Below are 14,967 nucleotides of genomic sequence, written 5' to 3' on the forward strand. Positions count from 1 at the left end.
ATCGCGAGCAGAGCTCCCTCCTACAATCCCATGTTTGCTGCGCGACAGCGCGGCGCCAAGGCGACGGGCGATCTCTCATCAAACATAAAATAAGTTATTGATTTTATTGAATTAAAAAACACCACGTGTAGGAGGCAGCTCTGCTGGCGATTGAGCGCGAAGCGCTCACAAAAATCTATGAAACGCTGAACATTTACGACTGCTGCGCAGCCGATCGCGGGCAGAGCCCCCTCCTACAGGTCCCATGTTTGTTGCGCGACAGCGCGGCGCCAAGGCGACGGGCGATCTCTCATCAAACATAAAATAAGTTATTGATTTTATTGAATTAAAAACACCACTTGTAGGAGGCAGCTCTGCTGGCGATTGAGCGCGAAGCGCTCACAGAAATCGTCGAAACGCTACAAATCTACGACTGCTGCGCAGCCGATCGCGATGGTCCGGCATTCCGGCAGAGCCCCCTCCTACAGGTCCCATGTTTGCTGCGCGACAGCGCGGCGCCATGGCGACGGGCGATCTCTCATCAAACATAAAATAAGTTATTGATTTTATTGAATTAAAAACACCACGTGTAGGAGGGAGCGGGCGGCGATCCGTCTCTGCTGGCGATTGAGCGCAAAGCGCTCACAGAAGTCGATGAAACGCTGAACATTTACGACTGCTAACGCAGCCGATCGCGATGGTCCGGCATTCCGGCAGATCGGGACGCCGACCGGCCCCTCCTACAGGTCCCATGTTTGCTGCGCGACAGCGCGGCGCCGTGGCGGCGGGTGATCTCCTACGGGACAGGTGTTGCCGGTAAACGCATTTTCATACTCAGCCCTTGCTCGCGCCGGCTGGCCCACAGTTGCCCGCCTTGTAACTCGATGGCCTTGCGGGCGATGCTCAAACCCAGACCGAAACCCTGGCCGCTGGCACCGTCCAGTCGGCGGAACGGTTCGAACATGCTTTGCAGGTCCTGCTCGTCTACTCCCGGCCCTTGATCGTCGAGGCTCAGCAGCCAGTAGTCGCCTTCGCGCTGGCCGCGCAGACGGATCACGCCATCGGCCGGGGAATGGCGAATGGCGTTGCGCAGCAGGTTTTCCAGCGCCTGGGCGAAGCTGTTCAGGTGGATATGCACCACGCATTCGGTGCCCAGTTCGCAGATCAGCCGCGACGACGCCCAGCCGCTTTCGAAACAGGCATCGGCGCACAGCGCTTCCCAGACCGACAGCACCATGACCTCTTCGCGCGGCAGTTGCGGACACTCGGTGTCCAGCCAGGCCAGGTCCAGGCTGTCGTCGACCAGCCGCTGCATGTCGTCGATCTCCCGCCCTAGCCGCTCCTGCAATTGCTCGGCGGGCAGGTTGCTGTCACAAGCGATGCGCAAGCGCGCCAAGGGCGTGCGGATTTCATGCGACAAGGCGCGGAGCATTTGCCGCTGCTGATTCAGGCTCTGGCGCAAACGCACCGCCATATGGTCGAACGCCTGCGCCAGTTCGCCCAGTTCGTCGCGGCGCAGGGCGACCCGGCTGCCCAGGCCGCTGTCCAGATCATCGGCGCGCAACGCGTTGGCCCGCTCGCGCAGATCAGCCAGCGGCACCACCACCAGCCGGTACAAAATCAGACCCAACACCAGCGCCAGCAAGGCCGGCACCACGCCGTGGGAAATCACATGGGTCCAGGGCGTCAGGCCACCGGGCAGCAAGCGCTCGGGCAATTGCAGCACCAGCCGGCCGCTTTCCGGGTGCCGGGCAAACTCGATGCTGACGTACGGCAATTCATCCTGCAGGCGCCGGCTCATGGGCCAGTCGAGCTTGCGCATGTAGGTCAGGTGGCCAACCTCTTCGGCACTCAAGGGCTGGGTACCGAGGCTTTGCAGACGCGCATCGAGTACCGCAAACCAGGTTTGTTCCTGCGCCATCATCTGTTCGCGCCAGCGCTCGACGGCAACGGGGTCAGCGCTTTGCGCCAATGCCTCGGCCTGGGCGGCGTAGCCTTCAAGCAGTTCACGTTCGGGCGGGCTCAGGAAATAGGTGCTGCGCTCAAGCTTCAGGCCCCAGATCCACACAGTCCAGACCAGCACCAGGCAAAAGCACACCTGCAACAGCGCCAGCTTCCATAGCAACGAATGCCGACGACGCACCATCACGTTGCCGCCCGGACCAACACGTAGCCTTGATTGCGCACGGCCTGAATCTGCACCTCATGCGCCTCGATGGCCGTGAGCTTGCGGCGGATATTGCACACATGCACGTCCAGACCGCGGTCGAGCCGGGTGTAGTTACGGTGCAGCACGTGCTGATACAGAAACGGTTTGCTCAAGGGCTGGCCGGCATGTTCCTGCAAGGTGGTCAGCAGGCGGTATTCCGATGGCGTCAACCCGGCAGGGCCGCTGCTGCCAGACACATCCTGGGCAATCGGGTCAAAGCGCAAGGCGCCGCCGGGTGCTGGCGTCTGCGGCCCTCGCCGGTCCAGTGCCACACGGCGCAACAGGGCACCGATGCGTGCGTCGAGTTCGGCCAGGCTGAAGGGTTTGGGCAAGTAATCGTCTGCCCCTTGGGTAAAGCCGGTAATGCGGTCCTGCTCGGCGCCCAGCGCCGACATCAGGATCACCGGAATGCCCTGCTGCTCGCGCAGACGAGCCAGCAACCCCAGCCCGTCGAGGCCCGGCAGCATGATATCGAGCAGCACCAGGTCGAAACGCTGCGCCAACGCTTGCGCCAGCCCGGTATCCCCGCGCTCACAGGCCGTCATCTGAAACCCCTGGCGTTGCAGATGGTCGAGCAGCGGCAGACGCAGTTGTTCGTCGTCTTCGATCAGGAGGATGTGCACAGGCGTGGTCATGGCAGGCGTCGTTGAGAGCTATTCACAAGTGCGTGAGTATCCCATCGGGGCCGGGGGCAAACAAATGAAGCCATTAAAAAACCCGCGCAGGCGCGGGTTTTTTATTCAACCGATCAACACTCAGTTGATCTTGGCATCCAGCTCGCCACGGGCATAACGCTCGAACATGCGGTCCAGGGAGACCGGTTTGATCTTCGAGGCGTTACCGGCGGTGCCGAAGGCTTCGTAACGGGCGATGCACACGTCACGCATGGCAACCACGGTCTTGGCCAGGTATTTGCGCGGGTCGAACTCGGCCGGGTGCTTGGCCAGGAATTCGCGGATGGCGCCAGTAGAGGCCAGACGCAGGTCGGTGTCGATGTTGACCTTGCGCACGCCGTGCTTGATGCCTTCAACGATTTCTTCGACCGGCACACCGTAGGTTTCTTTGATGTCGCCGCCGTATTCGTTGATGATTTTCAGCCACTCTTGCGGCACCGAAGACGAGCCGTGCATCACCAGGTGGGTGTTGGGGATGCGCTTGTGGATGGCTTTGATCTGCTCGATGGCCAGAATGTCGCCGGTAGGCGGCTTGGTGAACTTGTAAGCGCCGTGGCTGGTGCCGATGGCGATGGCCAGGGCATCGACCTGAGTGCGCTTGACGAAGTCGGCGGCTTCTTCAGGGTCGGTCAGCATCTGGCTGTGATCCAGAACGCCTTCGGCACCCACGCCGTCTTCTTCACCGGCCAGGCCGGTTTCCAGCGAGCCCAGTACGCCCAGTTCGCCTTCTACCGACACGCCACAGGCGTGAGCAAAGGCCACGACGCGACGGGTAACATCGACGTTGTAGTCGTAGCTGGCCGGGGTCTTGCCGTCTTCGCCCAGGGAGCCGTCCATCATTACCGAGCTGAAGCCCAGCTGGATCGAGCGCTGGCAGATGTCAGGGCTGGTGCCGTGGTCCTGGTGCATGACCACCGGAATGTGCGGAAACTCTTCGATGGCCGCCAGGATCAGGTGACGCAGGAACGGGGCACCGGCGTATTTGCGGGCACCGGCCGAAGCCTGAACGATCACCGGGGAGTCGGTCTTGTCGGCCGCTTCCATAATGGCGCGCATCTGTTCCAGGTTGTTTACGTTGAAAGCTGGAACGCCATAGCCAAATTCGGCGGCGTGGTCCAACATCTGGCGCATGCTGATAAGTGCCATTGTCTGTTTCTCTCCCGATCGGGTCGTTAATCGTGCGAGCCTGCCCCAGTGGCGGCTGCTATTCAAGTTATCTGCGCAGGCGATGTAAAAACGCCGGCGCGCGGCCGTGCTGCAGTTTATCTGACGCTGCAGCCGCGACCGATCAAATCGTTGGTGGCGGTCCAGTACACCAGGCCTTCATCGCCATTTTTGGCCAGCGACAAGACACCGTTACCATACAGCTCGCCGACGCCACCGGGCTCGGCCTGCAGGCGAAACACCTGATCGCTCTGGTTCAGGCGCACATCCACCGCCTTGTGGGCAGCGTCGGTATAGCGCCAGTTGACCTCGGCCTTGCTGTCGCAGACCCAGCGGGTCCACGGATCAACCTTTGGCGCTGGCTTGAAGACTGTGCAACCGCCAAGCAAAACCAGTGCTCCAAGAGCAATCACGCCTTTCATTCACTCTCCTGGCCTGCCCGGCGAATGTCGCTCAAGGGCAGTGCTGTTCGTGTTTACCATCGTCAGACGGTTCACCCGTGGCCTGGGCTTCGACCCGCTGACTGTTTTCGGTGGTCGGCACATTTACCGCAGCCGGGCTGAACACTTCACAGGCCCGGTTTGACCCCGAACCGCTACAGCCAGACAGTACAGCGCAACTTACCAACAGCAGGGCGGCGATTTTCATGGCGAAACTCCTTTTGCATAAAAGATATCCACCCTGTTAATGACCGCCCTGCTGCCTGGATGTTGCCTGCAATCACAGCGTGCGGATCAGCGACACCCTACATTGCCGATCTGCGGCATGAAATCGTAACGGTCCCAGAACGTCTGACCGCTACGTTTATCGACCACCTGAATCGTTTCGGCCTGCCAGCGTGCCTGATAGCAACTCAGTTGCACGGGCGCGGCCTGGCTGTCGTCCTGCTTGTCTTCGGACGCCGGTGTACCGGCGCAACCGGCCAACACTCCCGCAATCAACAATACCGGCAAGACCTTGACCATCATCGATACCTCAGGCAAAGCGGATCATTGCGCCTTGGCGCGTTGTTCCAGCACTTCGACCGCCGGCAGCACCTTGCCTTCGACGAACTCCAGGAACGCGCCGCCACCGGTGGAGATATAGGAAATCTGCGCGCCAACGCTGTATTTGTCGATGGCCGCCAGCGTGTCGCCGCCACCGGCGATGGAGAACGCATCGCTCTCGGCAATTGCCTTGGCCAGCACTTTGGTGCCGTTGCCGAACTGGTCGAACTCGAATACGCCCACCGGGCCGTTCCACAGGATAGTCTTCGAAGATTTCAACAATTGCGCGAACTGCTCGGCGGTTTGCGGGCCGATGTCCAGAATCATGTCGTCTTCGGCCACATCGGCAACCCGCTTGATGGTGGCTTCTGCGTCTTCGGCGAAGGCCTTGGCCACCACCACATCGACCGGCAGCGGTACGCTGACCTTGGCGGCGATGGCGCGAGCGGTGTCGAGCAGGTCGGGTTCGTACAACGATTTGCCCACCGGGTGCCCGGCAGCGGCCAGGAAGGTGTTGGCGATGCCGCCGCCGACGATCAACTGGTCGCAGATCGTGCTCAGGCTATTGAGGACGTCGAGCTTGGTCGACACTTTGGAACCGGCAACGATGGCCGCCATCGGCTTGGCCGGCGCGCCCAGCGCCTTGCCCAGTGCGTCCAGCTCGGCAGCCAGCAGCGGGCCTGCCGCTGCCACCTTGGCGAATTTGGCCACGCCGTGGGTCGAGCCCTCGGCGCGGTGCGCAGTACCGAAGGCGTCCATCACGAACACGTCGCACAGGGCGGCGTACTTTTGCGCCAGCTCGTCGGCGTTCTTTTTCTCGCCCTTGTTGAAGCGCACGTTTTCGAACAGCACCACGTCGCCGGCCTTGACCTCGACGCCGTCCAGGTAATCGGCCACCAGCGCGACTTCACGGCCCAGCGCCTTGCTCAGGTACTCGGCGACCGGCTTGAGGCTGTTTTCAGCGGAGAATTCACCTTCGACCGGACGGCCCAGGTGCGAGCAGACCATGACCGCTGCGCCCTTCTCCAGTGCCAGCTTGATGGTCGGCAGAGAGGCGAGAATCCGCGCGTCGCTGCTGACAGCGCCATCCTTGATCGGCACGTTGAGGTCTTCGCGGATCAGTACACGCTTACCTTGCAGATCAAGGTCGGTCATCTTCAACACGGTCATGAGGCGTTCCTGTTTTACTGTTGTGGGTCTGCAACGCGCAGGAAGTGGCCTGCGACGTCGAGCATACGGTTGGCAAAACCCCATTCGTTATCGAACCAGGCCAGCACATTGACCAGCCGTGGGCCGGACACGCGGGTCTGACTCGCATCGACGATCGCCGAATGAGGGTCATGGTTGAAATCGCAGCTGGCGTGCGGCAACTCGGTGTAGGCCAGCAAGCCCTTGAGCGGGCCACTGCTTGCGGCCTCGCGCAGAATCCGGTTGATCTCGACAGCGTCGGTGTCGCGTGCGGTCTGCACAATGATGTCCAGGCACGAAACGTTGACCGTCGGCACACGCACCGCTTTGGCCTGAATTCGACCGGCAAGTTCCGGAAGCAGCCGCTCGATACCTCGCGCAAGCCCGGTAGACACCGGGATGATCGACTGGAAAGCCGAGCGCGTACGGCGCAGGTCTTCATGATGATAAGCGTCGATCACCGGCTGGTCGTTCATCGCCGAGTGAATCGTGGTGATGGTGATGTAATCGAGCCCCAGCGCCTGATCCAGCAAACGCAGCAACGGTACGCTGCAGTTGGTGGTACAGGAAGCGGCAGACACCAGCAGCTCACGACCGGTGAGGTCTTGCTGGTTGATGCCGTAGACGATGGTGGCGTCGACATCCGCCTCGCTGGCCATCGGCTGGGAAAACAGCACACGCGGCGCACCGGCATCGAGAAAGCGCTGACCATCGTCGCGGGTGTTGTAGACACCGGAGCATTCCAGCACCAGGTCGATGTCCAGCGCCGCCCAGTCGATGCCTTCGGGCGTCGCACTGCGCAACACGCGAATGCGGTGGTCGTTGATGTGCAGATAATCGCCTTCGACCCGCACTTCTCCGGGAAACCGGCCATGTGTGGAGTCAAAGCGCGTCAGGTATTCGAGACTGGCCATATCGGCCAGGTCGTTGATCGCCACCACCTCGAAGCCCGCCTTTGCGCCACGTTCGCACAGGGCACGAACGACGCAACGACCAATACGGCCGTAGCCGTTCAGAGCAACTTTATAAGGGCGGGGCTGGGGCATGGTGGCTCACACGTCAGAAACAGTGACGACACCCGTCGACGCGGCCGGACGGCCACGCCGATGGATGTCGCTGATCGATCAGTCTTCGAGCAGTTCTTCGGCGGTGCCCAGGATGTTTTCCAGGGTGAAGCCGAATTCTTCGAACAACGCGGCAGCCGGTGCCGACTCACCGAAGGTGGTCATGCCGATCACGCGGCCTTCCAGGCCCACGTACTTGTACCAGTAGTCGGCATGCGCCGCCTCGATGGCGATACGGGCGCTGACCTGCAACGGCAGGACGGACTGCTTGTAGCCGGCGTCCTGGGCTTCGAACACGCTGGTGCACGGCATCGACACCACACGGACGTTGCGGCCCTTGGCAGCCAGTGCCTCGTAGGCCTGAACGGCCAGGCCGACTTCGGAACCGGTGGCAATCAGGATCAGCTCCGGCTCGCCCACGCTGTCGCGCAGTACATAACCGCCACGGGCGATATTGGCCAGTTGCTCGGCATCGCGGGTCTGGTGCTGCAGGTTCTGACGCGAGAACACCAGGGCCGATGGGCCGTCGTTACGCTCCAGCGCGTATTTCCAGGACACAGCCGATTCGACTGCGTCGGCCGGACGCCAGGTGTCCAGGTTCGGCGTGGTGCGCAGGCTGGCCAGTTGCTCGACCGGCTGGTGCGTCGGGCCGTCTTCGCCCAGACCGATGGAGTCGTGGGTGAACACGTGGATCACGCGCTGCTTCATCAGTGCGCCCATGCGCACGGCGTTGCGGGCGTATTCCATGAAGATCAGGAAGGTCGCGCCGTACGGCACGAAACCGCCGTGCAGGGCGATACCGTTCATGATTGCGCCCTGGCCGAACTCACGCACACCGTAGTGCAGGTAGTTGCCGTTGGCGTCTTCGCCGGTGATGCTCTTGCAGCCTTTCCAGATGGTCAGGTTGGAACCGGCCAGGTCCGCCGAACCGCCAAGCAATTCAGGCAGCAGCGGGCCGAAAGCGCCCAGTGCGTTCTGGCTGGCCTTGCGGCTGGCGATGGTCTCGCCCTTGGCGTTGACGTCAGCGACGTAGGCAGCGGACTTCTCGGCGAAATCGGCCGGCAGCTCACCGCTCATGCGACGGATGAAATCGTTGGCCAGCTCAGGGAAAGCAGCGGAGTAGGCAGCGAAACGCTGGTCCCACTCGGCTTCGGCGGCCAGGCCTTTTTCCTTGGCATTCCACTGCTCGTAGATGTCGGCCGGGATTTCGAACGGGCCGTGGTTCCACTTAAGTGCAGCGCGGGTCAGGGCGATCTCGTCGGCACCCAGTGGCGCGCCGTGGGATTCCTCTTTGCCCGACTTGTTCGGCGAACCGAAACCGATGGTGGTCTTGCAGCAGATCAGGGTCGGCTGAGCGCTTTTGCGCGCGGTTTCGATGGCGGTCTTGATCTCGTCGGCGTCATGGCCGTCGACATTGCGGATCACCTGCCAGTTGTACGACTCGAAACGCTTTGGCGTGTCGTCGGTGAACCAGCCTTCGACTTCGCCGTCGATCGAGATACCGTTGTCGTCGTAGAACGCGATCAGCTTGCCCAGGCCCAGTGTGCCGGCCAGCGAGGCGACTTCGTGGGAAATGCCTTCCATCATGCAGCCATCGCCCATGAACACGTAGGTGTTGTGGTTGACGATGTCATGGCCTGGACGGTTGAACTGCGCCGCCAGGGTCTTCTCGGCGATGGCAAAACCTACGGCGTTGGCAAAACCCTGGCCCAGAGGACCGGTGGTGGTTTCAACGCCCGGGGTGTAGCCGAATTCAGGGTGACCCGGGGTGCGGCTGTGCAATTGACGGAAGTTTTTCAGGTCGTCGATCGACAGGTCGTAGCCGGTCAGGTGCAGCAGCGAATAAATGAGCATCGAACCGTGGCCGTTGGACAGCACGAAACGATCGCGGTCGGCGAACGACGGGTTGGCCGGGTTGTGCTTGAGAAAATCGCGCCACAGGACTTCGGCGATATCCGCCATACCCATGGGGGCACCCGGATGGCCGCTGTTGGCTTTTTGCACGGCATCCATGCTCAGGGCACGAATGGCGTTGGCACGCTCACGACGGCTAGGCATCGCTGATCTCCTGGGGGTAAAGAATAGGATCGGAAAAAAGGCGTCCATTTTCCCTCAGCGACTGGCTGGGGGCAATGAAAGATAGTCACCGAGCCGTTTTTTTCCTGTCGCCCAGGCGTCATTTGCAGTCAGCGCTGGCGCATATGCCCTGCCGCGCGGGTTGAAACTGCGCTTTGCCACTACCCGCCAATCAATATCAAAACTTTTTGATATTGATCTTGCAGCGTGCCCGGTCGCTGTCTAGACTGCCGCCTTATGAATAGTTGCGTGCCTGCCATCGGCAATGATGCCTGTAACGAGTTGTCCGCCCTGTGCAAAGCCGGCGGCGATCCGTTGCGGCTGAATGTTCTGCGCGCGCTGACCAACGACTCGTTCGGCGTTCTGGAGCTGGCGCAGATCTTCGCCATCGGCCAGTCAGGCATGAGTCATCACCTCAAGGTGCTGGCCCAGGCCAGGCTGGTGGCGACACGCCGCGAAGGCAATGCCATTTTCTATCGCCGCTCCCTGCCGCTGACCGGCGCGACCGGCGGTCGTCTGCATGCCGCCCTGCTTGAAGAAGTCGATGCGCTGCGCCTGCCGGTCGAGGTCAAGGCACGGATCGATGCCGTGCATCGTCAGCGCGCGGCCGCCAGCCAGGATTTTTTTGCCCGGGTGGCCGACAAGTTCCATGCCCAGCAAGACCTGATCGCCGGCCTTGCGCAGTACCGCGACAGCCTGCTGGCGTTGCTCGACAAACTGCCTTTCGGTGCCGACGCAACAGCACTGGAAGTCGGCCCCGGCGATGGCAGTTTTTTGCCTGACCTGTCGCAGCGTTTTGCCCATGTCACGGCGATGGACAATAGTCCTGCGATGCTCGAACTGGCGCGTAAATTGTGCGAGCGTCAGGCACTTGGCAACGTCGAGTTGCGCCTGGCCGATGCGTTGGGCGACGCTAAAGTGCAGGTCGATTGCGTCGTATTGAACATGGTGCTTCATCATTTCGCCGCACCGGCCGATGCCATTGGACAGTTGGCCGGGCATCTGCGCCCAGGCGCCAGCCTGTTGGTAACGGACTTGTGCAGCCATGACCAGAGCTGGGCCAGGGAGGCCTGTGGCGATCTCTGGTTGGGCTTTGAACAGGAAGACCTGGCCCACTGGGCCATCGCCGCGGGGCTGGTCCCCGAACAGAGCCTTTATGTGGGCTTACGCAATGGTTTCCAGATCCAGGTTCGCCATTTTCAGCGGCCGTCTGGCGACACTCACCCTCGGTTAAATTCAGGAAACCCGTAGACATGAGCGAATACTCACTTTTCACCTCCGAGTCCGTGTCCGAAGGACATCCGGACAAGATTGCCGACCAGATCTCCGACGCAGTCCTGGACGCCATCATCGCTGAAGACAAGTTCGCCCGTGTCGCGGTCGAAACCCTGGTCAAGACCGGTGTTGCAATCATTGCCGGCGAAGTCACGACCTCCGCCTGGGTCGACCTGGAAGATATCGTCCGTAACGTCATCCTCGACATCGGCTACAACAGCTCCGACGTCGGCTTCGACGGCGCCACCTGCGGCGTGATGAACATCATCGGCAAGCAGTCGGTGGACATCGCCCAGGGCGTTGACCGCAGCAAGCCTGAAGACCAGGGCGCCGGCGACCAGGGCCTGATGTTCGGCTACGCCAGCAACGAAACCGACGTGCTGATGCCAGCCCCGATCACCTTCTCGCACCAACTGGTGCAGCGCCAGGCCGAAGCCCGCAAGTCCGGCCTGCTGCCGTGGCTGCGCCCGGATGCCAAGTCGCAGGTCACCTGCCGCTACGAGAACGGCAAAGTGGTCGGCGTCGACGCCATCGTCCTGTCGACCCAGCACAACCCCGACGTGTCATACAAAGACCTGCGCGAAGGCGTGATGGAGCTGATCGTCAAACACGTGATCCCGGCAGAACTGCTGCACAAGGACACTCAGTTCCACATCAACCCGACCGGCAACTTCATCATCGGTGGCCCGGTGGGCGACTGCGGCCTGACCGGCCGCAAGATCATCGTCGACACCTACGGCGGCATGGCCCGTCACGGCGGTGGCGCGTTCTCCGGCAAGGACCCATCGAAGGTTGACCGCTCGGCCGCCTACGCCGGTCGTTATGTGGCCAAGAACATCGTCGCCGCCGGCCTGGCCGAGCGTTGCGAGATTCAGGTTTCCTACGCCATCGGCGTGGCCCAGCCAACATCGATCTCGCTGAACACCTTCGGCACCGGCAAGCTGTCGGACGACAAGATCATCCAGCTGGTACGCGAGCACTTCGACCTGCGCCCATACGCCATCACCACCATGCTCGACCTGCTGCACCCGATGTACAAGCAGACCGCAGCCTATGGCCACTTTGGCCGTACGCCGTACGAGATGACCGTGGGCGACGACACCTTCACCGCCTTCACCTGGGAAAAAACCGACCGCGCCGACGCCCTGCGCGTCGCTGCCGGCCTGTAATACCTGGCGGTTACGAAAAAGCCCCGCACGAGTGATCGTGCGGGGCTTTTTGTTGTGCGGCCTATTGCCTTATGAATTCAACCGGCACCGACTCGGTCAGCCACACGCCGTTGTCTGCTTGAAAGAACCGGAACCCCGCTTCCTGCATGCGCAGCGCATCGATCTGCAATACCACAGGCTTGCCGTAGCGCTGGCCGATCGACACCGCCGTTTGTTCGTCCTGCGACAGGTGCACATGGTGGCGCGAGCCTGCGATCAGGCCTTGTTGCAGAATCGACTCGAGAAAGCGCGTGGCCGTGCCGTGGTACAGCAGCGCCGGCGGGATTTTCTCGACATGCTGAATATCCACCGCCGTGGTCGAGTGACCTTGCACGGCGCGAATGCGCAGGCCGTCTTCGGAGAAGGCAAAGCGCTTTTTGTCATTGCTCTCGACCACCGCCTGGATAATTTCCAGGTTGAGCACGCGGCCGTCGCTGGCGGCGCCCGCAATCAACGCATCGAGACTGGCCCAGCCTTCGCTGTCGAGCTGCAAGCCGATGGCTTGCGGCTCATGGCGCAGTACATAGCTTAGAAACTTGCTGGTTTCAGACAGCTGCTTGCTGTTCATACACGTCCCTATCGGCACTATTCAGCCTGATGAGACCCGGTATTGCGTTGCCCGGTTCCAGTCTCAAGCCCGGCGCGCCACCAGCAATGCCGAGGCGGCACTGGCCAGCAGGCCGGCACACACGCGGTTGAACAGCTGTTTGCTGGACGGGCGGGCGAACAGCTTGCGGGCGTGTACACCCATCGCGGCATACAGGGCGATGGCCACGCACTCCAGCGCCAGAAACAGCCCGCCCAGCACAACGAACTGGGCGCTGACATCCTGCGACTGGTCAACGAATTGCGGCAAGAATGCGGTGAACAACAGAATCGCCTTGGGATTGCCGATGGCCACCAGAAACTCCTGACGCGCCAGCCGCCACAGGCTGGTCGAGCCTGCACTAACCTGCTGATCGGCCTGCGGGGAGGCCCGCCAGAGCTGCCACGCCAGATAGAACAGGTAAGCGGCGCCTACGATTTTGATCACATGAAATAACCACTCGGAGGTGTGCAGCACTGCCGCCAGCCCGACCGCCGCCAGCGCAATCATGATCGCGAAGGCCAGCATGCGACCGGCGCCACCCACGCACGAGCGGGCAAAGCCATAGCGGCTCGCATTACTGACCGAGAGCAGGTTGTTCGGGCCGGGCGCCATGTTCAGCGCAAAGCAGGCAGGGATAAATACCGCGAGAGTCGTCAGGTCCATGAGGGTTCTCCAGAACAGAACAGCAATTTGTCATGCACGCCGCGAGCGCTCAAGGCACAGCCAGGCGCTTTTATCCACGACGACTGTACTGCTGCGAAACACTCGCTAACGTCTTGCAAAAGCCGGTGACCATAGCGCACACAGCGCAAGACCAAAGCTGTCTAGCCTGTCAGGCATCGTTTCCAGCAAGGATGCTTTCAATGTCGTCGATCATACGTTTTGTCATGGGCCTGGGCTTGCTTGCCATGGGCGCAGCGGCTTATGCCAGGTCCTGCCCTGAATGGGACGCGCCCAAAGCCCAACATGAAATCAGTGCATTGCAAACGCAGATCAGCCAGTGGGACGACAGCTATCACCGCCAGGGCGTCGCGCTGATTGCCGATGAAGTCTATGACCAGGCACGACAGCGGCTGACCCACCTGCGCCAGTGCTTCAACCTTGCGGCCGAGGATACCGACAACCCGCTGCAGACCGCCAAAGGGCCGGTCGCCCATCCGGTTGCGCACACCGGCTTGACCAAACTGGCCGACGAAAAGGCTGTGGCACAGTGGCTGAACGGTCGTGAGGATCTGTGGATTCAGCCCAAGGTCGATGGCGTGGCCGTTACGCTGGTGTATGAACACGGCCGGCTGAGCCGCGCAATCAGCCGGGGTGACGGCGTGCACGGCCAGGACTGGACCGCTCATGCCCTGCGCATTGCCGCTATTCCCAATACGTTGCCCAGACCCGACAGCATGGTGCTGCAAGGCGAATTGTATTGGCGGCTGAGCGATCACATACAGGCCAGCGCCGGCAGCCTGAACGCACGCAGTCAGGTCGCCGGCGCTCTGGCGCGTAAAAACCCGAGCGCTGCCGAACTGGAGCGGATCGAACTGTTCGTCTGGGACTGGCCCGACGGACCTGCGCACATCCAGGCACGTCTGGCGGGCCTTGCCGCCATGGGTTTTGCCGATAGCCCGGGCTACACCCAACCGCTGGAAAATCTCGACAGCGCCCGGCACTGGCGCGAGTTCTGGTATCGCCAGCCGCTGCCGTTTGCCAGCGATGGCGTGGTGTTACGCCAGGGCCAGCGTCCCGCCGCCGAACGCTGGCAGGCCAAGGCGCCTTACTGGATCGCGGCCTGGAAATACCCCTATGCCACCGCTCTGGCCGAGGTGCGCAAGGTCAATTTCAATATTGGCCGCAGCGGCCGGATTACCCCGGTGCTTGACGTACATCCGGTCCGCCTGGACGACCGCACCATCCGCTCGCTCAGCGTCGGCTCGCTGCAACGCTGGCAAGAAATGAATATCCGCCCCGGCGATCAGGTCGCCTTGAGCCTGGCCGGCCTGACCATCCCGCGCCTCGACAGCGTGGTGCTGCGCAATACCGAGCGGGTCGAGCTGCACGTGCCGGACCCTCAGGCGTTTCATTCGCTCAGTTGCTGGCAGCCGACAGCGGGGTGTGAAAGCCAGTTCAAGGCTCGTCTGGTCTGGCTGTCCGGCAAGCAGGGGCTGAACCTGCCGGGGGTTGGCCCCGGTACCTGGGACAAGTTGCTGGAGGCCCGATTGCTCGACAATCTGCTTGACTGGATGACCCTTGAGGCCACCGAGCTTGTTAAGATGCCGGGCCTTGGCGAGCGCAGCGCGACTAAACTGTTCGCCAGCCTGCAAAGCGCCCGTGACAAACCGTTCAGGCTCTGGCTCAAGGCCTTGGGCCTCCCACCCGCCGGTAATGCAGCGCTGGGTGACGACTGGCTGTCACTGGCCTCGCGCAGTGCGCAGCAGTGGCAGGCCGAACCGGGTGTCGGCCCAGGGCGCGCGGCGCAATTGCATGCCTTTTTTCTCGACCCGCAGGTGTTGGCACTCAGTGACCGATTGCGAGTCTTGGGTGTAGCGGGTTTTTAATGCCGG

At 61.8% G+C, this 14,967-nt stretch carries 14 protein-coding genes; 3 read left to right on the forward strand and 11 right to left on the reverse strand.

The window, feature by feature from the left end:
- Window positions 1-775 precede the first annotated feature (775 nt).
- From ACYP2A_RS16965 to tkt, 9 genes are all read right to left on the reverse strand, one after another.
- Window positions 776-2,125 (reverse strand): HAMP domain-containing sensor histidine kinase, encoded by a 1,350-nt coding sequence (locus ACYP2A_RS16965; RefSeq protein WP_459746924.1) that lies wholly within the window; start codon window positions 2,123-2,125, stop codon window positions 776-778.
- Entirely contained in the window at window positions 2,125-2,823 is a 699-nt protein-coding gene (locus ACYP2A_RS16970; protein WP_459746737.1) for a response regulator transcription factor, read from the reverse strand. Before ACYP2A_RS16970 ends, ACYP2A_RS16965 begins: the two co-directional genes overlap by 1 nt.
- A 120-nt stretch (window positions 2,824-2,943) precedes the next feature.
- Window positions 2,944-4,008: a class II fructose-bisphosphate aldolase gene (gene fba, locus ACYP2A_RS16975; RefSeq protein WP_056840585.1), complete on the reverse strand. Its 1,065-nt coding sequence runs from the start codon at window positions 4,006-4,008 to the stop codon at window positions 2,944-2,946.
- Window positions 4,009-4,124: 116 nt separating this feature from the next.
- Window positions 4,125-4,448 (reverse strand): MliC family protein, encoded by a 324-nt coding sequence (locus tag ACYP2A_RS16980; RefSeq protein WP_459746740.1) that lies wholly within the window; start codon window positions 4,446-4,448, stop codon window positions 4,125-4,127.
- A gap of 31 nt (window positions 4,449-4,479) precedes the next feature.
- Entirely contained in the window at window positions 4,480-4,674 is a 195-nt protein-coding gene (locus ACYP2A_RS16985; RefSeq protein ID WP_459746742.1) for a hypothetical protein, read from the reverse strand.
- A gap of 86 nt (window positions 4,675-4,760) precedes the next feature.
- A complete protein-coding gene (locus tag ACYP2A_RS16990) occupies window positions 4,761-4,991 on the reverse strand; it encodes a hypothetical protein (RefSeq protein ID WP_459746926.1) in 231 nt (76 codons plus the stop codon).
- A gap of 24 nt (window positions 4,992-5,015) precedes the next feature.
- A complete protein-coding gene (locus tag ACYP2A_RS16995) occupies window positions 5,016-6,182 on the reverse strand; it encodes a phosphoglycerate kinase (protein ID WP_459746744.1) in 1,167 nt (388 codons plus the stop codon).
- 14 nt (window positions 6,183-6,196) lie between these two features.
- Window positions 6,197-7,246 carry an erythrose-4-phosphate dehydrogenase gene (gene epd / locus ACYP2A_RS17000; protein WP_459746745.1) on the reverse strand — a complete coding sequence of 350 codons (1,050 nt, stop codon included), beginning with the start codon at window positions 7,244-7,246 and terminating at the stop codon, window positions 6,197-6,199.
- Between the two features lie 78 nt (window positions 7,247-7,324).
- Entirely contained in the window at window positions 7,325-9,322 is a 1,998-nt protein-coding gene (tkt, locus tag ACYP2A_RS17005; protein WP_459746746.1) for a transketolase, read from the reverse strand.
- A gap of 255 nt (window positions 9,323-9,577) precedes the next feature.
- Between tkt and ACYP2A_RS17010 the strand changes: the two genes are divergently transcribed.
- Together ACYP2A_RS17010 and metK are read left to right on the forward strand one after the other, a co-directional pair.
- Window positions 9,578-10,591 (forward strand): ArsR/SmtB family transcription factor, encoded by a 1,014-nt coding sequence (locus ACYP2A_RS17010; protein ID WP_459746747.1) that lies wholly within the window; start codon window positions 9,578-9,580, stop codon window positions 10,589-10,591.
- Between the two features lie 2 nt (window positions 10,592-10,593).
- The gene (gene metK, locus ACYP2A_RS17015; protein ID WP_459746749.1) at window positions 10,594-11,784 is read left to right on the forward strand and encodes a methionine adenosyltransferase; all 1,191 of its coding nucleotides are present in this window, start codon (window positions 10,594-10,596) and stop codon (window positions 11,782-11,784) included.
- A 61-nt stretch (window positions 11,785-11,845) separates the two neighbouring features.
- On the opposite strand, the gene ACYP2A_RS17020 is transcribed toward metK, so the two are convergent.
- A complete protein-coding gene (locus ACYP2A_RS17020; protein WP_459746750.1) occupies window positions 11,846-12,391 on the reverse strand; it encodes an RNA 2'-phosphotransferase in 546 nt (181 codons plus the stop codon).
- A gap of 63 nt (window positions 12,392-12,454) precedes the next feature.
- The gene (locus tag ACYP2A_RS17025; protein ID WP_459746751.1) at window positions 12,455-13,075 is read right to left on the reverse strand and encodes a LysE family translocator; all 621 of its coding nucleotides are present in this window, start codon (window positions 13,073-13,075) and stop codon (window positions 12,455-12,457) included.
- Between the two features lie 200 nt (window positions 13,076-13,275).
- Here ACYP2A_RS17025 and ligB point away from each other — a divergent pair, with 200 nt between their 5' ends.
- On the forward strand, window positions 13,276-14,961 hold the full coding sequence (gene ligB / locus ACYP2A_RS17030; protein WP_459746752.1) for an NAD-dependent DNA ligase LigB: 1,686 nt from the start codon (window positions 13,276-13,278) through the stop codon (window positions 14,959-14,961).
- The last annotated feature ends 6 nt before the right edge of the window (window positions 14,962-14,967 follow it).

This window comes from Pseudomonas sp. 3A(2025), from assembly GCF_054589175.1.